The sequence below is a fragment of the Pseudomonas protegens genome, assembly GCF_003732485.1.
GTDB classification, from domain to species: Bacteria; Pseudomonadota; Gammaproteobacteria; order Pseudomonadales; family Pseudomonadaceae; genus Aquipseudomonas; species Aquipseudomonas protegens_B.
On sequence record NZ_MOAK01000082.1, the window covers coordinates 164629 to 182725 of the forward strand.

Below are 18097 nucleotides of genomic sequence, written 5' to 3' on the forward strand. Positions count from 1 at the left end.
TTTCAGATTTTGTCATTAAGCTCAGAGCATTGGGAAGATTTGACATGCGCTCACCCGGCTCAACGATTGGATGCTACGGGTAGTTTGAAAACTAATATCAACCCGGCCAGGATGGATGTCATGCCGACAACGGCTAGTGCAGGCATGGCGTTATCCAAGATCAGGTAGTCGAGAACCACTGTAACTACCGGCACCAAATAGAAAAGGCTAGTGACGTTAACAAGATTGCTGCTGCGGATCAGCCAATACAACAGCAATTGCGCTCCCACAGAAATTACGAGTCCCAACCACAACAGTGGCACCAGGAAATCCAAGTTCGGTTCAAACTGGAATGGCTGGAACGGCACGAAACACAGACATAACAGCAACGTTACTAAGTATTGCAGCGGTAACACTGCGGTAGGTGCTTGATGAATACGCTTTTGCAGTATCGAACCGAAGGTCATGCACATAAGCGCACCAAAGGCAAAACTCATCCCGAGTCCAGATAACCTAGTCAACATCAAGCTTTGGTAGACCACCAATGAAAGGCCTGCCAAGGCCATGAGTAAACCTACTAGTCGCCATAGCGAGAAGCGCCGTTCGGTCAGCAACAGCGTCAGGATTGGTTGCACACCAAGCAACGTAGCTAACAGTCCCGGCGTGATGCCATGCGCCATGGCCTGGAAGTAGCAGACAGAATAGCAACCGATGAGTAACAGTCCCGTTCCTGCAACCTGCCAGCGTGTATCTCGCTTGGGCAGCCAACGTCGACCCGGCAAGCCGATCAGAAGCAAGACGCCTAAAGCCAGGGCAAAACGTAGTACCAGAAGCGCAAATACGGAGCCATGGTCGAGTCCCCAGCGAGTGAATATGGCTGCACTGCCCCATAGCAATACAAAGGTGGACATAGCAGCGAAAGCCGCCCATTGGAAAGGTCTGGAATTCATAAGTTTACTTGCCTGCCGAATAACGAAAACCGTTGGCGCAATTTCCTGTGGGGAACCGTAATGCATTAGGAACGTGGCCCCAAGGGAGATGTACTGAAGCGATGCATAGTGCATTAAATGCATCGAAGTTAAATTTCGTTATACGAAATTATTGTAAGGGCTTTTCTACTGCCAGCAAAAGTACGGCAGGTCGACGTAAATGCTCCTGCAGTTCAGGTTTGCTTGCTAAGTATTCTGCATTGGGGACAGGCTCACCCAAATGCAATATTTGAAAGCCGGTTTTCAGCAAGGCATTGACATACGTCTCCACCGTCCTGTGGTACTTTCGAACGTCGTCGACAAACCAGCGATTAGCACGTATTGATTCATCACTATAGGAATCGACCGGCCAATGGCCTAAGTCTCCAGTCTCATCCGCGACCCATCCGACTACGGTGGACGTGCAGATAGGGTGTTCAACTGAGAAGACAAAGCGAGCGCCTGGCTTAAGGGTTCGATAAACCCAATTGACAACCTGAGGGTAATCCGCGACGTAATGCAATGTCATTGAAGATACAACGAGGTCAAAAGAACACTCGCTCGAAGCAGAGTCTTCAAACGCAGTTTCATGGAATGTGATGCATGGATCATCCGCCAACTCTTGTGCCCCTTCGATCATGCGTTCAGAGATGTCAATGCCCGTTACGGCCGCCGTTCCACAACTGCGAGCCAAACGCGTGAAATCACCAAAACCACATCCCAAATCCAAGACGCGCAAGCCTTCAAGTGGCGGTAGTTGAGCTCGCAATGCGGGTATCTCCATTGCGTTCTTGAGACCAGCACCGTTTTGCCGGAGCAATTTGTATCGTCTGAAGAAAATTTCGTTATCGTAGATGTTCTGTTTCAAATTCTTCATCCTGTTTTCTTATAGTACTGGGTGCTAAATCTCTTTAGCCTAACCGACGCCAAGTAGTCTATGGCGATGTATTGGTTTTCTTGGCTCGGTTAGCTGAAGTCGTGCGTATATCTTTGTGCTCAACAGGAAGCGCGAAGATGTGCACCCTCACTTATCTGAACACACGCTATGCGCCAGACTCAGGAACTGGAGTTCTGATTCAGTCTTTTCTGACGTTCTGATAAAGCATAAATCTTGAGGTCTCATGTAGCCCACGGGTTAACTCACGCAAGCGCTGAAACTCCTCGGGGTGTTGTTCTGCAACATTTTCCAAAGGAGTGGGTGAAGCTAGGTCATGCAATGTTGGCTGGTTGCCGTCATGCTCCATCTGCAGCAGAAAGTCTTTGGTTACACCGCCAATCAGCGGGAAGGTTCCCTCTCTAAGTACAAGCGGCACTACGCGCTCACCTTCAACCGCTGGCTGTTGGATATCCCGGCCCATTGCGCTATTGCGAAACTCCATGCCTGCCATGCCCAATACGGTGGGCATTAAGTCAACCAATCCTACCGCCTCAGCAACAACGCGTGGTTTCAGGAGCTTAGGGGCATGGATCAGCAAGGGCACATTGTTACTTTCCAAACCGAGCTTTTCGAATGCAGGGGGCATATGAGGAATCTGACTGATTCGCGTGTTATGGTCGCCAAACATGACGAAAATAGTATTGTCGTACCATCCGCCCTCCTGCGCGATCTCCATCAAGCGCCCAATGTTGAAGTCCAGCAGGCGTACTGCATTGTATTGGGCCAACGTACGCGAGCCTGCGTTCTGGACGGTCTTGAGGGGAAGGTAAAGCGTCTTGAACCCATCATTTTCCTTTGGAATGGTAAAGGGCCGGTGGTTACCGGATGTCTGTATGAAGGCAAAGAAGGGCCTTCCTGGAGCTTGCTGTTGAAAAATTTTGTTGCTTTCCTTGAACAGATCGAGGTCCGAAATACCCCAGACATCGACCAAGGGGGACTTCCAATAGCTCTCTTCGAAAATCCGAACGTTGTCGATGCTCTGGTGAATCAGGGCATTCATGTTGGCCCAGCCCGAATTGCCATTGATCATGTAATACTTGTCATACCCATCTAGCGCATTGACCAAGCTGTTCTGTCGAGTGATTAGAGGATTACGCGTGGCTGTCTCTTGACGAGAGACGTCAGGTACCCCTGAAATACTTGCCCAGACGGTTTTTGCTGTTCCTGTCACCGGCACGTAGAAATTCTTGAAAAACCAGCTTTGGTTGGCTAACCGGTCAATATTTGGCGTTGGTTGCAGTGGGTTACCGTAGGCCCCGACTGCACTTGTTCCCAAAGATTCAAGCATTACGAAAACAATATTGGGGCGTTGACTGCCAGCAATTGCATAAGGTTGTGGCCCCTGAACTCGGCTGAAGTCAAGGTTTGCAGCATCCGGTTGGGAGACCCCTAGATACCGGCTGACAACTTCGTAGTGAGCCTTTACTTGCGTCTGGTCATAGGGGGTATGAGGAACCCTCAAGGTGTCGTAAAGGAAAATTACCGGGTTCAAGCCTAGCGCCGACACTTGAGTGTCGCCCGAAAAAAAGGCGTCACTCCAGCGAAGCGGCACAGGGTTTTCAAGATTGATGTTCTCGACACGACCGAGTATGCCAAGGAGCACAAGCACGATCATAAACGCGCTACCCCACGCTACTGAAAGGCTGCTAAGGGGTTTTGCAAAACGGTCCAGAGTCACCCGTTCGAGGCGCAGGAGCAACCAGCAGATCACCGCTGTCGTGGCCAACCATCCGAGTGTGATCCATACCACCGGATAGGACTGCCACACCATGCCGCTCGAGATTTGGGCGTCGTCGAGAAAGCGCAAAACAGTCGCGTTAATACGAACGCCGAGATAGGCATAGTGACCAAAGTCAATAATATAGACTAACAAGGTAGCACTGATAGCCAGCGCAAGGTACAAGCGCGCTAGCACACGCACAACAGGTGAGCGAACAAGATTCCAGCGAGGAAACCATGCCAGTACAGCAACAGGTATCATCAGAAATATTGCTAAGCGAAGATCAAACCTCAGCCCAACCCATAGCGTATCCGGTATTGCTTCGACGGTGCTTAGCGCACGAACTTCAAATCCTGAGAAGCCAATAAAAAATAATCCACGTAATGCGCAAAAGCATAGGAACAAAATCATGATCGCACCAGACCAGTAGTGCAATCGCCGCGAGTGAAGCCAATCGGTCATGTTAAATTTCCGTCTAGTGAGATACCAATCCGTTAAAGCTGAATCAAGATTGTATTTTTTGCCGTGCGGTTGCACGGCTCCAAAATTTTTTGGCGAAGTACCAGGCCAGTGTTCCTACGCAATACAAAGCGATGAAGGGATCAACTAGATAATCCCAGTAATTGTGAGAAGGCTTAACGTCTAAGCAATATGCCAGTGTCACAATGCCGAGTAGACCAGCACCCCAAAAATTCTGCAAAGCCAGGAATACCAAGGTAATCAATCCGATTATCAGGATCAGCAGTCGAGGCTGAAATCCCAGTCGGTAAGGGTCCGCTTGGGACAACCCCATGGTGGCGGGATAAAGGAAAAGCGCAAGTCCTGCCAGTACGATCAATACTTGCAAGCGAGCAGTACTATTCGGTTTTATGGGTACCCCCCCTTTTAAGAGGACGGCGAAGGTGAGCACTACCAGTGAGGTGACAGATAAGCTTCCGGTGAAGCTGCCAATGTAAGCTGCTAGTGAGAGGCCTTCAATCTGGATCAAACTGATCCCCACTAGACCGATTAGTCGAACTAGTTGTGCTCCGAGACTAAGGCCGGTTCCCGGGATCGCGACGTACGCGAGGAGTAAAAAAGCGAGATGCGCGTGCCAAAGTTCGGTCATCAGATTTGTTCCTTAAGCCACGCCTCATTGAAGCTGACATGTTTGATGAAGGTGTTATTCCATGAGTAGGTCAGGTGGTAAAGGCCGTCTGCGCTTTTGATAAAATACGGGTATTCATACTCGAAGTTACAGCCGTCACCCTTACAAACACGCTGATCCAGGCTTGCCAGGAATTCATCTACCAGCGGTTGTCTTCGTGGGCCGCTGGAAAGGCGGAACTCATCTCCAATGATCTCTCTATACACTTCTGGGTTGAATGGATTGCCCTCGGGATCGGGGGATTTATCAAGATCAATCACGGGTCTCCAAAAGTCGAAACGGTCATTAGTGCTCATTAGGCGTAGTCGGAAGCGTCCTTTCTCAAGATCATTCAGGGCTACCAGTAGGCCATGGTTAAAAGAGGCTACCGCGGCGAGCGAAGAGTTGGGGTTGGCGAGATCGATAGGAGCGGGTTCGCTCCAGGTCTGGCCGGCGTCCGCTGTGCGACTGGTGAGCACCCTTCGGTTACTACTCGCATCCCGCAACATCGCAACCGCATTGCGTTCATCGAGAGGCACCACCGTCGGTTGCAGGGAGTGTTTGCCGTTGCTGATTCGGCTTTTATCAAGCACTTCTCCGTCCGGGCTGATGAACAGATATTCGGCAAATTTGCCCAAGAATTCGTGGTATACCGGTAAACCTAAGGTTCCGTCACGATGAAACACCGGTGCTGTACGAACGAGGGTGCTGATGTTTAAGAAAGGAGTTGTGACGAGTCGTTTCGGTGTCGACCAACTTTCGCCAAAATCATCTGAGCACATGGCATTGATTGCGCTGCCTGCCCAACCACCGAAAGAAACAGAGACGTAAAACAACCAAAGCCTGTTATCTGGGGCAAGTGCGATGACCGGGTTTCCCAGTTTGCGGATATACTTTTTCGTAGCCTTTTGGGTTGATTGGCGAGTAGCCAGAATCTGCTCTTTTCCCCACTCGGCTTCATCCGCGTCGTAGCGAGCGGCCCGAATCTGCACATCTGCAGCGCCCTCGCGAGAGCCAGCAAACCAGACAGCAATAAGACCACCACCCGGCAGTGTAGTCACCGAGGAGGCATGCACAAAATTTCTTAGATCCGAAGAGGCGAAGCGGCTGCTGTAATAAGGGAGCTGAGTACTATCGACCTGAGTGTCGGGCGCCGTGGAGACGGCAAAACCAGAACCCGTACGGTCAGGATTAATCCGCCAAGCAAAAGCAAAGACCGTAGCTAGTGCGATGAAAGTTGTGAAAGTAAGTAAAAATCTACAGTGTTGAGCACGCATTGGATTAACCATAGTTAAACAAGCGCATGGCGCTTCATGAGATTGAATTGAATGCTAATGCACCAGACTTTTGTTGCTATGTCGTGGTGCCTAACCGATTTCTACAGGCGTCACTCGACAATAGTTAGGCGGTCAGTAGCCGAAAAATAACGTTCGGACTGTTGAAGGGTGTGGACTAAATTTAAGGCACTCAGATACTCGAGACGCTAGTCCCAAACCGTAGGAAACAATTCGTTGCCTGCCGTGCAACTCGAAATAATTAAGATGGGTGCCGAGCTGGTTTTTAGGGGTGGCCCCATCTTGACAATGCTTGTCGCGGAAATGGTTTGTATATTTCTATGCTTTTACGGTGAATATGCTTATACGGTTAGCTCGGTTCTCATGGTGCTTGATAAAAAATTATCTACACCTACAGGCCGCCGCAGTTGATACATTCGTAATTCCCATTTGCGTCATCTACTGCTGGGTAAATGGTTCTTAGTGGTGCTGGCACGAATTTCGGCCGGTTCATTTTGCCTGAAGTTTTGGCTGGGCGAATAGTGATGTCTCATACTCCCTTACCTTTCAGTTGGATGTAGTCAGAATGCGATAGGCGAGAAGATTAAAACTAACACTGTTAGTCTGTCAAGAGCCTTACGTCATGCAAAGGAGTGCTACGGGGCCATCGATGCTGAGGCGCTTTAGTCGGCACCTGAGCGGGGCATCTGATTGATCAGCTCAAGGAAGGGCCGGGCTGGATAGGCCGGAAAGATTACAAAAGCTCACAATTGTTCACGCATAAAAATATGTCGAGGCTCATCAACATTGACAATATCCAAGTACATTACACATCGCTTGAGGCTAGGAGTGGATGCAGGGACTGGAAATACCCATCTGGAGCTCTCCTAAAATGATGTGCGATACGTCTTGATCATTGCACACATCGCCTTTTGTTAATGTTGGTATAGATTGGTTTGTATTTTACGCTTGTGGAAGCGCTAGATAATGAAGCGTGCCTCAATTCTCGATACTGCAGGAGCACCAAAAATGAGTCGAATGATCTAGCGTTTAGCAGAGCAAGCCTGACGGGAACTAGGTAGAGTCCTCTTTTGCCAGACTGAAGAGCTTCATGTGTTGACGCTACAGTCGCGATCTTTTCGGCGTGGAGTTAGTAATAATTCGGCTGCCTTGCTATACCGCTACAACGCATCGTCCAGGCGCACGACTCGTACCGAGGGGGGCGAATCGCCTTTATCGGAATCGAGACATTGGCCCTAAGTTCGATCCGTTTGATGAGTTAGCAGTGGTTGACTATGGCGACTGCGAGTTCGATTTGGGAGTGCCGGAATCTGTACCAGCATCGATTGGGCGGCACGCCGATGAGATACTCAAGCAGGGGGGGGGCGGTTTGCTAACACTGGATGGTGATCACTTCATCAACTTTTAGGTGGACAGCGATGAGGTAAGCGACCTGATGACGTTCGAGTCAAGCTAGCGACGCCTCATGGTCTTACGAGCTCAACGTAAGGAAGGGGTTGTCCGCAGGAAGATGAGACGAAATTATCTTAGCTTCGCGTAAAAGATAGCCATTTAGGGAGCTTGTTCTGTGGGGCCCCTTCACCTTGCAGGTCCGGATGTTCTGGCCGTTGGGTCGTTTGAGATGGATATCGAGCCGCTCAAACAGGCGCTGATGTTATCGCCAGGCATCGAACGCAACATTGCTGGTAGTAGGGTGGGGGCATTCGGCTGCGTAGCGCTGGAAGATTCCGGGGGGGGCACTAAGTAGTACATTCCGCCGACCTTGTAAACCTTGGCCTTGCTATCGTTGATGAGCAGCTTGTGGCTTCGGACACCCTCTCGCGGCTATAGACTAACACTGTTAGCTTGTCTTTGAACAGACTATAAATTCCCTTCATTACCCGACAGAATGTGAGCCGACCGGCAGCCGATTCCAGTGGGTTATCGAGGCACGAACAGTTCCCGGTTAAGACCAGCTAGGCAGCTTCCAAGATTTCAGATTGCTTTGAATCACGGGCTTTCCATATATAGCTGGATTTTTTTAAAAAGCGGTTTTAAAGGAAATCGACTTATGGCCAACAAACTAACCTTCCGCCGAGCTGTGCCTGATGATGCTTCGCGCTGCATCGAAATTCGGGGATTAACAAGGGAGAATGCATTTTCAGAAGAGGACTTACGCGATGTAGGAGTAACCATCGGATCATGGAGCGCGGGCATTCTCGACGAGAGTGCGCCCGGTATCATTGCCTGCATTGACGACGAGATGATTGGTTACTGCTTTGGTGATCGGGATACCGGTGAGATCACTGTTCTCGCTCTTCTTCCTGCATATGAGGGAAGAGGAATCGGCAAATCATTGCTAGAAAAGATGATCCAAGAGTTCCGTCATGCGGGCTTCAAGCGCTTGTTCTTGGCCTGCTCCAGCGATCCGAATGTCCGCTCGTACGGCTTTTATCGAAACTTTGGCTGGACGTCGACAGGAGAATGGGATGATGCCGGTGACGAAATTCTTGAGTTCCGTGTTGATTAGCAATCGGACAGAGCCACAAATAGTTTCAATGAGGCTCAGGGAGAGAGTAGCAATCCAGTCCGGCCATAATGAGTGAGCATGGCCTTGCTCCACGGTGGAGCACAAAGATAAAGCAACTGTTGTCGCTTCAACAGTTGCAAGTCTGACCAAGACTGGACGAGTTGTTTGCTTGAAGAGAGTGCCCCGTGCTCGGCGCAAATTCTTCGAGCTGCACGCTACGAATAAAAGCATGTTTGCTGAGCGGGCCTTGCGCTATATCCAGTTGCTGTACGAAATCGAGAGCGAAGTCCGCGATCTGGAGTCTGATTTACGGCGCCGAATACGGCAAGAAAAAGCCGCACCTGTGATGAATAGGTTGCATGCCTGGATGGTCGCCCACCGCGACCTCGCACCCGAAGGTTCTGCGATCAGCAAAGCACTCGATTACAGCCTGAAACGCTGGGCAGCGCTGTCGCGCTACCTTGATGACGGCGCCGACCCATAGACAACAATTGGGCTGAAAACCCAATCACGCCATGGGCTTTTTGGTGCAAGAACCGCTTTTCGCTGGATCGTTACGCATCGGTAAACGGGCGGCAGCGATCATGAGCTTGATCCAGTTTGCGCGGCTAAATGGTCATGCTGCGTATGCGTAGAGGAAGGACGCGCTGACGCGCCTAACGACGCAGCGGGTGAGTGAGATTAGTCGATTTTTACCCGATCACTGGCGACCCGAATAGTGGTCAAAAGGTGTGTCAACACAGGGACGTATCAGTTGATTTTCTAGGCTTTATGCGGCAGATTCATGCCATGAACGGTTACCGTTTTCATTGCGCAAATTCAATTATTACCACCTTCACCTAGGTGATGGGACTGCGCACGATATGCCGAACCCCGCCTTAGAAGCGGGGTTTTTCATTACTGCCTCTGAGGCTCACCCAGGAGCTCAGAAATGGGCGCATTCGAGCAACAAGCGAGAACGACTGGATGTTACTCAAGCGCGTCAGGCTTGCCGCGCTTCTGGATACGCCAACAGCCTTTGGCGTCAGTTACAAGACTGCTGCTGACTATGACTGCGACCCGTGGAAACAAAGAGCCTCATCTACCCTGGCTGGAGAGCGTCCGATTGGCGCAGCTTTTTGAAGGCAAACAATTTGATTGCCAGCATGAGTCGCCGAGGCAACTGTCATGACAATGCCATGGCCGAGAGCTTTTTCCAGTTTCTGAAACGGGAACGGATCAGGCGGAAAATCTACACCTCGCGGCAGGATGCTCGTAGTGATGTGTTTGATTACATCGAGATGTTCTACAACGCGAAACGCCGCCATGGTTTCAATAATCAGCTGTCACCGGTAGAGTTTGAAAAGCGTTACGCAATGAGTTTGCAAGGTGTCTAGAGAATCCGGGGCGATTCAAACACCGCAACTGGTCCACGCTGATCGTTAACATGAACTGACGCTTGACAGTTTCTGGTGAATTGAAACTGGCTGCATTGCCATAAACGTGTACCCCGATAGCTCGGTGAAACTCGCTTAGCGTGTTTCAGCGTCATTCGATGGCGTTGCTTACTACCTACCTTACTTGAATATCTGGTCCCGACTCTCCCACGGTCGTGCATGTGTGTGGTGGAAGCCGTCATGCCGTTTGACTGTTTGGTGGCAATGGAGAGTTGGAAAAAACCCTGAGACTAACACTGCTAGTGTGACTTGAGAAGACTACTTTTTTAGTCAGCACCTCGTCAGAATGGGATGGACCTGACAGCTGACTCCAGCAGATTTGCGCTTATGCAATGAGGAGGGTGGCGAGATCCTCAAGTTTCGGTTTACTAAGTAGCTGAGCGCACTAATTAGCAGTTTTTTGGTGTTCTGCAGTCTAGCTAAGCTCACCCGAGAGCTCTCAAGAGAGGTAGAGAATGGTGACTACGAAGATCGAGTTTTTTTGCCCTGATGGAGTAATGCTAAGTGGGGAATACTTCGAGGCAGACACTTCTCCTATAGGAGTAATTGTCGTCTCTGGCGCACTAGGGGTGGGGCGTAATTTTTATAGTAAATTTGCTACTGTGGCCGCTGGCGCGGGGTATGACGTCATGGTCTATAGTTATCGTGGAATTGAAAGGCGGGGCAAAAAACGCGAAAGGTATAAACTTTCTGATTGGGGAGCGAAAGATATCGGATCGGCTATCCAATACTGTCAAAAATTCCGTCCGTCACTTCCAGTTTATTTTGTAGGACACAGCATTGGCGCTCAACTGCTTGGGCTTTCGGAGGAGGCTGTAAGCCTGAAGGCCGCTGCTTTTGTCGGTGGCTCATTCCCACATTGGAATCGGTGGTCAGGTAAAGATAGAGTAAAGATGTTTTTGTTATTCAAGGTTCTTATTCCGTTAATTTCAAGGCTGTCTTGCAGTTTCCCCGCTCGAATGTTCGGGTTGGGGAGTTCCAATATCCCAAGTTCTATTCTGCTCGAGTGGTCGCGTTGGGTGTGCGATGAAAAATATTTGCTTTCGGATAAATTTGGCCTGCTTGGAAAAGACATGTATGGCTCTTTGGAGATTCCGATCATCAGTTTTGTCTTTGAAGATGATACATATGTACCTTTGCGTGCTGCGCAGATAATGCATGAGGCTTACGAGGTTGCAAGTCTTGATGTTAGATATAAACGAGCTCATGAAGGGGCGGTAGGGCATTTCGGCTTCTTTAAGGATCGAACATTACAGTGCGAGTTACTTGATTACTTTAGTCGGCTGTCATGAAAACCGAAAACTGATTGTATAAGCATGCGTTGGGCGAGCAGGCCATGCAACAGTACCTTTCGTACCATTTATTGATGGTTCTATAACTGTCGTGTTAAGTATATTGGTGCCTCAGGAGCGCGTGAATTGAGATTATAGCGCAGAAGAGGCAAACCAAAGATTTGCATCTTCTGCTCATACTCATGGACGATTAGACGTCATTCCTTTTACCTGTTCCACATGGCGTTGCAAGCCCTCAAGGATCAATTCAACACCAAACTCAAAGCGCTCGTCAGGGCTTCCCTCAGCAATATCCATGAATAATGAACGACCCATCGGATAGTTCTCGAATAGATCCTTGAGTTCTGCCATTTTTAACTGATCGCTGCTCCTACCACTCAAGGCCTGCTCCTCAACGGTAAAACCGAGCACGTAATGCATGATGGTGAACGCCCCTCGTTGGGCGGTGCGATCATCCAGCCCAGCACCCGTGAGACATTCGATCATCGACGAGCTGACGCGAAGTACGTTGTCCGACACGGGGCAGGTTACTGACAGAAAGCGTGCTGCATCTCGCCTCGAGAGCAAGGCCTGGCGTATTTCCTTAGCAATACTTAGCAACTTTACGTTCCATAGGGCATCGTGGACCTGAAGGGCGACCTTACGCAGAAGCGCATCTGCAACGTCCTCAAAGAGGCTTTCCTTGTTCTTGTAATGCCAGTAAAGCGAAGGGACCTGAATCCCCAGCGCAGTCGCCAGCTTGCGTAGGGTGAGGCCTTCTATCCCCGTCGAATCGAGTAACGAAAGCGCGGTATCTACAACGTGTTCTTTTACAATACGCATGGCAAGTTGATCTTGAGCAAATAGGGCAGTCTAGCAGCCTTGCCTTGTGCTAGACACGGGTCCATTGACCGGTGCGCGACTCATCCTATGCAAAAGCCGTCGCTCTGCATCTTGATGAGCAGCTTTGGGCGGCCACGTTGAGGATGGGGTTGTCTGCTTTCTGAAAAGTCTTGCCTGCCTCAAAAATAGCCTAACCCCTCTCTGAGAGATGCGCCGCGCGCTTTTTGTAGGAGGGGTAACCCGGCCTGTCAAGATCCTTGCTGGCCTAACTCCATCAGGGTCTCGGTCCCCCAGTGGGGTCGATTCACCAGGCACGGATATCACTGTTCCTTACAAATACTCACAAACATTCACGAAAGCTCGCACGGAATTGGATCGAGCTAAACCACAGTTCAGTTACGCTTACCCTGAAATAGTGCCTTGCAGTGTGGCGACTAGATTAATGTTAAGTTCAACCGCTCTTAAAAACTGCTCAGGGTTAAGCTGGCTCGATACAACTATCTTGAGCGAGCGTGCTGCGTATTTTTCCCAATTGAAAACTAATGATATTGTTCTAATGCTGCAGCTACTTCCGTTGTTTGAGAAACGTTCAACAGTAGGCTGCTCTGCTGGCGATAAAGAATGCGGCATCGATGTTTAGTTTTCTTATGACGTTAGCGTGATGCATGATGAATGACTAGGCATGTCGAGCGCCTTCTTGGTTTTGTTATACTGGCCCCAGATTCAAGATATAGGAGTTCTCCTCTTCTCTAACAAAGCCCAATCTCTCAAAAAGTCGGATGGACCTAATATTGGGTTCGTCAATACTTGCTTCAAATTGGTGTATTCCTAAAGACGTGTAACAGTAATCGATCACGCAGCTCAGCGCCTCTTGCATTACAGTCTTTCCCCATTCGGACTTCGCCAAAAGACATCCCACTTGAACTGTTTGAGCGTGATGGTTCAACTTGTAAACACCGCAAACTCCAATAATCCCGGTATTGTTTTTTCTTTGAATTCCCCACTCAAGCGATGTGCCAGACCTCAAAAGAGCTCTGATGCTATCTAACATTTTCAGCACTATATCGCTTGTCGGAAACACATCATCTGATGCGTAACGCATTACCTCGAGGTCTCCATAAATAGAAAAAATGCAATCAATGTCATGTTCGTACAGCGAGCGAAGTATTAAATTTTTCGAGTTAAGGGTAGGTAGTGTCGTAGGTAGACTCACAAGTTTCATATGTTTAACGAACCTTGGTAGGGGATGTTTTTGGGAGCTGCGGCGTAAACGTATTGGTATTTATAGGTGGTAACAGACTGTATAATCTAAGACAAGCCCCGAATGTGCTGCTGTCTACAGTGTAGGCACGCTTTTTTGGTGATGGAGGCCTTACCCACTGACAACAGCTTGACAGAGAACCAGTTCTACACGTGAACTCTTGGAACGCAAGAATTGGATATTTGCAGACTCGCTGCGCTGCGCACTCTCATATTGCCTTGTACGCGCGCAGCCATGATTCGACTGGGCGAACAGTGGTACGGATACCTTCGTATCTTTTAAGTTCGGTGTAGTCAGTATACGGCAGGGGAGACTAAGGCTAACAATGTTAGCCTGTCAACAATTGAAGGTGGGGTGGGTGCAGGGATTTGAAGAAGCGGTTGGCTTCGAGAGGGGCGCTTAAGAGTTCCGGATGTTGCGTTTGAGGGCTGCGTTAGTTTTCCGCAGCATCAAACTGCTGGATCAGTTGTTGCTTGAAGACAGCAAGCGCCTCACTGGGCTCGCGACTTTTTGAAGTGGCGAGTTGAAAAATCACGTCATAGCTCAACGAGTCTTCGAAAAGCGCTCGCAGTTTTCCGGCAGTGACCCAAGGTTTTGCGATGTGCGTCGGAAGAAAACTGATATGTGCACCTGAAAGTACGAATATTAGGTCTGCGTCGACTTGATCGGATACTGCAGTGTGCCTGTGAGATTGTATTCTTGAGCTAAGAGAGGCGGTTTTATAAAGCTGGGTGACTTTGCTGGATGTATTCAGCTCTTCTATGTTTTGGGGTGCCTTATGGAAAAAGGGGTGGGCTTCACCACAAAATAATGTTTGCCGCTCTGTGAAAAGCGGTTCGTAGTTGAGAGCCTCTTGGTTTCCGGAAAAGTAGCTGATGGCAAGTTGAATGGTATTGTTCACAAGTAGGCGTTCTAACTCTGCCGGCGGGGCGGATATAATCTCAATTGTCACATCCTTTGCTCGGTTTCGAAAAGCACCAAGCGTAAGCCCAATTGACTCTGTAATTGTCGAAGCAAGCAGTTCAGAAATACCGATCTGGAGCTCTCCCAAAATGATGTGGGAGACGTCTTGAGTGTCACGGGTGAATTCATCCAGCGCTTCGAACAGGCGTCGAGCAGACTGCAGTATTTGGGCGCCTTTTGGTGTAAGTCGAAATCCCCCTTTGCCCCTCTCGCAAAGACGGACCCCAAGTCGAACCTCAAGCTTAGCCATTTTGGTGCTGATGGTCGACTGCGCGATCCCCAACTTACCTTGCGCGGCGCTAAAGCCGCCGCATTCGACAATAGTGACGAAAAGCCGCAACAACTGCAGATCCATATCCCTGAGCTGAGTGAGCATTGCACACATCGCCTTTTGTTAATGTTGGCATAGATTAGTTCATATTTTACGAATTATGGAAGCGCCAGAGAATCAAGCGGTCCTTCACTCTTGATCTTGCAGGAAAAGCAAAAATGAGTCGCAATGACCTAGCGTTTACGAGAGCAAGTCTCTATGGAACCCAGGCGGAATCCTCCTTTGCTGGAGTGACGAGCTTCATGCGCCGACGCTACAGCCGTGACCTTTCTGACGTCGATTTAGTGATAACTGGTGTGCCTTTCGATACCGCGACTACTCATCGTCCAGGCGCACGATTCGGACCCAGGGGGGTGCGGATCGCCTCTACTGGAATCGCTTGGGCGAGACATTGGCCTTGGGAGTTCGATCCGTTTGATGAGCTAGCAGTGGTTGACTATGGTGACTGCGAGTTCGATTTGGGAGTGCCGGAATCTGTACCAGCATCGATTGAGCGGCACGCCGATGAGATACTCAAGCAGGGGTGCGGTTTGCTAACACTGGGTGGCGATCACTTCATCAGCTACCCATTGCTTAAGGCGCACGCAAGAGTTCATGGCCCCCTTTCGCTGATACATTTTGATGCTCATAGCGACACTTGGCCTGATCCGGATTTCAAACGCATTGAGCATGGCACGATGTTCTTTCATGCAGCCAAGGAGGGATTGGTTAATCCACAAAGATCCATCCAGGTCGGACTCCGGACCACTAACGATGATCCGATGGGGTTCAAAATTATTGATGCCCGTCAGGTGCATGGATTGTCCGCAGAAGCCGTAGCCATTCAGATCCGCGAACGTGTTGGCGACCATCCGGTTTACATGACCTTCGACATTGACTGTCTTGATCCGGCGTTCGCGCCAGGGACCGGTACCCCAGTCTCTGGTGGGCTGGCGACTCATCAAGCGCTCGAAATTCTTAGAGCGCTAAAAGGTATTAACCTCATAGGGATGGATTTGGTAGAGGTTTCACCTCCGTACGATCACGCAGAGATTACGGCTTTGGCCGGGGCTACCTTGGCCATGGAAATGATCTGCCTCTATGCATGGAATCGAAAAACCTCACTGTAACGACAAGGCGCTGAGAGTTGCTGATTGGCCACGCTTGCAGCCTTGTGTTACGCCAGTGGTTGGATCTGCTCAATTGACGAATGCAGCCAAAGGATTGCTAGGTCGTTCAGCATGTGCTGATGAGGTACCAGGCGATGACTGCGTTTGTAGGGCAAGGGGTAAGAATAAAATTACCTGGACTTCAAGCGAATTGGAAAAAGGCAAAATTCTATCACGCGTGTCCAAGACCAGCGTTGATGTGACCTCAAATGCACCGGTTTGGCCTATGGCAATTTTGTTCAATACAGCGAATCGAGGTCGACGCATGCTCGGCTGCTTGATCGCGCCTACGGCTGCTACCTGTGAATCAACTCCAGCCGCTCGCAGCATCGGTATTTCAAGTCGCTGAGATAAAAACTGGAAGACAATAATGACCAACGCCGAAAATTTGAATGCTTACGCCGCCAAGCTTGCGAGCTTTGATGAAGATGGCGGCGACGCCTTGATAGGGGTGAGGGGCCGCTACCCGCATGCCGCCAACTTGACCCAACGGGACAAAAACCACGCACGAATTGATGCAGCGGAGTGGGGCATACGCCCTAATCAACCGGATGTGGACTGCACGGATCTATTCAATCAGGCAATGCAAGATGTTGGGTGCGGCACGATTTCCGTTACTCCGGGTGAGTACGCCATCAGCACGCTGAAACTATGTTCCTTCGTTCATCTGGAATGTAACGGGGCGAGGTTTATGAAGCTCGGCACGGCAGAGGACTCCCGCGCCGTCTCGGCGACCGGCGATGAGGGATTCTCATCCCGCCTGGTAGAAAGCGTAAACCGTGGCACACAAACGATTAAGGTCGTGGATGGCTCACTCTTCCGGCCGCGGACCTGGGTTCTTGTTCGCGACGGCGATTACATCCATAAACTCAATGGCCGCAATCAGGAAATCGCCTACATCAAAACGGTGTCCGCGAACGAGCTAACGCTGAATGTTCGCCTGCACCGCGGATACACGACCAGCGCTGCCGCTGAGGTGGTCAATATTACGCCCCTCATCGGTGCGTCCATGTCCGGTGCCGAGATTGTTCTGCAGCGGAAGGATCTTCCTATCCTCAATGGCGGCGGCTTCCACATCGACCTGGCTATGGGGTGCGAGTTCTACAGAAATACCGTTCGCAATGCCAATTCCAAGGCGGCATTTCATCTTTCCCGGTCAACGCTCGTTACCGTGAGCGGCAACGAAGTGCGCGACGGACAGAATGCTAAGAGAGGCGGTTGGTACGGCCATGGCATCCTCGTAGATGAGGGGAGCAGCGAGATCATGGTGCTGCATAACCGGTTCATCAACATCAATCAGAACGCTTTCCAGAATAACGCCGGCTATTCGACATTCGCCTACAACATCGTACAGGGCGCGGCCGATACCGGTGTGAATACGCACGGTTCGGGAAGTAGTCATGTGGACATCATTGGCAATCGAATCGAGGCTTGCAATCAAGGAATTGCAATCTCCTTTTCAGGCAACACCGCCGCGGACGATAACGTGACTATCGTTGGGAATCGTGTGCTTAATTCCGGAGTGAACGGTATTTCCGTGATGAACAGTGATGCCAGGAAAAGTCATGGAATTTCAATTCAGGGAAATCGCGTGGCCGGCTTCGGGTTTACAACGTCCGGAATAGGTATTTCTGTGGCACGGGTCGTAGGTGCAGTTGTGGACAACAATCATGTAACTAACGATTGTATCGACGTAACGACAGACTCGCTTATCCGATTCGAAGGCGTCAACGATGGGGCGATACGCAACAACACCGTCAGGGATGCAGTCAAAGGAGTCGGCATACGCTGGCGCGGGTGTAAGGACCTCCACATCGCCGGAAACAGCATTGCTCGTGCCACGGTGCCGGTTGACTCGAAGGGAAACAGCGGATGCCGTCTGGAGAACAACATGATTGACGTCCGCGTTCCGGGAGAAGCCGACGCAGGCACCCTGGTGGTGCGCAATAGCTGGCAAGCGGAGTCCATTGCGGGTTCCGTCAAATTGGACTTTGTTTCGTCCAATTTTGCTTCAGTGCACGTCACATTCCCGCCAGGCTCCTTTCCGATCACGCCGATAGTGATAGTGACAGCCGAAGACACCGGGCAACCGCTCAGTGCCCAATACAGCAAGGCGACCAAAGATGGGTTTACCGTATCCGTCCGCGTGGCCAATGGTTCCGCCGTTACCCAATCCTTGATTGTGAATTGGAGTGCGGTTCCCGCAGGGTAGTGGCATTCGGAAATGATCGAAGTGACCGAGGCAATGGATTCGTCTTGCTAGACGGTACGGCCCCCTGAGTAGCGCCAAGCTCCTAGCGCACTCACGCA

The 18097-nt window shown here is 50.3% G+C and carries 14 protein-coding genes and 3 pseudogenes; 8 read left to right on the forward strand and 9 right to left on the reverse strand.

Annotation, left to right across the window (positions count from 1 at the left end; translation table 11 throughout):
* Positions 1–59: 59 nt before the first annotated feature.
* The 5 genes from BLX41_RS26450 to BLX41_RS26470 form a co-directional block, all read right to left on the reverse strand.
* Positions 60–929: a DMT family transporter gene (locus tag BLX41_RS26450; protein ID WP_221179225.1), complete on the reverse strand. Its 870-nt coding sequence runs from the start codon at positions 927–929 to the stop codon at positions 60–62.
* Between the two features lie 148 nt (positions 930–1077).
* Complete coding sequence (locus tag BLX41_RS26455) at positions 1078–1815, reverse strand: class I SAM-dependent methyltransferase (RefSeq protein WP_221179226.1); 738 nt, start codon at positions 1813–1815, stop codon at positions 1078–1080.
* A 208-nt stretch (positions 1816–2023) separates the two neighbouring features.
* The gene (locus BLX41_RS26460) at positions 2024–4066 is read right to left on the reverse strand and encodes an LTA synthase family protein (protein WP_123727276.1); all 2043 of its coding nucleotides are present in this window, start codon (positions 4064–4066) and stop codon (positions 2024–2026) included.
* Positions 4067–4109: 43 nt separating this feature from the next.
* Positions 4110–4712, reverse strand: coding sequence for a hypothetical protein (locus BLX41_RS26465; RefSeq protein ID WP_123727277.1), 603 nt, complete (start codon positions 4710–4712; stop codon positions 4110–4112).
* A complete protein-coding gene (locus tag BLX41_RS26470) occupies positions 4712–6007 on the reverse strand; it encodes a sialidase family protein (protein WP_123727278.1) in 1296 nt (431 codons plus the stop codon). Before BLX41_RS26470 ends, BLX41_RS26465 begins: the two co-directional genes overlap by 1 nt.
* A gap of 1141 nt (positions 6008–7148) precedes the next feature.
* On the opposite strand from BLX41_RS26470, the gene BLX41_RS37465 reads away from it, so the two are divergent.
* A complete protein-coding gene (locus tag BLX41_RS37465; protein WP_123727279.1) occupies positions 7149–7433 on the forward strand; it encodes an arginase family protein in 285 nt (94 codons plus the stop codon).
* A gap of 63 nt (positions 7434–7496) precedes the next feature.
* Here BLX41_RS37465 and BLX41_RS36345 read toward each other — a convergent pair whose 3' ends face one another.
* Complete coding sequence (locus BLX41_RS36345; protein ID WP_311197595.1) at positions 7497–7670, reverse strand: conjugal transfer nickase/helicase domain-containing protein; 174 nt, start codon at positions 7668–7670, stop codon at positions 7497–7499.
* 405 nt (positions 7671–8075) lie between these two features.
* Here BLX41_RS36345 and BLX41_RS26485 point away from each other — a divergent pair, with 405 nt between their 5' ends.
* The 5 genes and pseudogenes from BLX41_RS26485 (at position 8076) to BLX41_RS26505 (ending at position 11262) form a co-directional block, all read left to right on the forward strand.
* Positions 8076–8534 (forward strand): GNAT family N-acetyltransferase, encoded by a 459-nt coding sequence (locus BLX41_RS26485; RefSeq protein WP_123727280.1) that lies wholly within the window; start codon positions 8076–8078, stop codon positions 8532–8534.
* Positions 8535–8721: 187 nt separating this feature from the next.
* Positions 8722–9253: pseudogene (locus tag BLX41_RS26490) on the forward strand (IS66 family transposase); the annotation flags it as partial.
* 247 nt (positions 9254–9500) lie between these two features.
* A pseudogene (locus tag BLX41_RS36350) lies at positions 9501–9644 on the forward strand (GNAT family N-acetyltransferase); the annotation flags it as partial.
* Positions 9632–9910 (forward strand): annotated as a pseudogene (locus BLX41_RS26500) (IS3 family transposase); the annotation flags it as partial. The pseudogenes BLX41_RS36350 and BLX41_RS26500, both read left to right, overlap by 13 nt.
* Positions 9911–10428: 518 nt before the next feature.
* Positions 10429–11262 carry an alpha/beta hydrolase family protein gene (locus BLX41_RS26505; RefSeq protein WP_123727359.1) on the forward strand — a complete coding sequence of 278 codons (834 nt, stop codon included), beginning with the start codon at positions 10429–10431 and terminating at the stop codon, positions 11260–11262.
* Positions 11263–11442: 180 nt separating this feature from the next.
* On the opposite strand, the gene BLX41_RS26510 is transcribed toward BLX41_RS26505, so the two are convergent.
* From BLX41_RS26510 to BLX41_RS26520, 3 genes are all read right to left on the reverse strand, one after another.
* Complete coding sequence (locus BLX41_RS26510; RefSeq protein ID WP_123727281.1) at positions 11443–12084, reverse strand: TetR/AcrR family transcriptional regulator C-terminal domain-containing protein; 642 nt, start codon at positions 12082–12084, stop codon at positions 11443–11445.
* A 706-nt stretch (positions 12085–12790) separates the two neighbouring features.
* Positions 12791–13306, reverse strand: coding sequence for a GNAT family N-acetyltransferase (locus BLX41_RS26515; protein ID WP_123727282.1), 516 nt, complete (start codon positions 13304–13306; stop codon positions 12791–12793).
* 472 nt (positions 13307–13778) lie between these two features.
* Entirely contained in the window at positions 13779–14684 is a 906-nt protein-coding gene (locus tag BLX41_RS26520) for a LysR family transcriptional regulator (protein ID WP_123727283.1), read from the reverse strand.
* A gap of 113 nt (positions 14685–14797) precedes the next feature.
* Here BLX41_RS26520 and speB point away from each other — a divergent pair, with 113 nt between their 5' ends.
* Together speB and BLX41_RS26530 are read left to right on the forward strand one after the other, a co-directional pair.
* Positions 14798–15748, forward strand: a complete 951-nt coding sequence (gene speB, locus BLX41_RS26525) for an agmatinase (RefSeq protein ID WP_123727284.1) — start codon at positions 14798–14800, stop codon at positions 15746–15748.
* A 409-nt stretch (positions 15749–16157) separates the two neighbouring features.
* Positions 16158–17999 carry a right-handed parallel beta-helix repeat-containing protein gene (locus BLX41_RS26530; protein WP_123727285.1) on the forward strand — a complete coding sequence of 614 codons (1842 nt, stop codon included), beginning with the start codon at positions 16158–16160 and terminating at the stop codon, positions 17997–17999.
* The last annotated feature ends 98 nt before the right edge of the window (positions 18000–18097 follow it).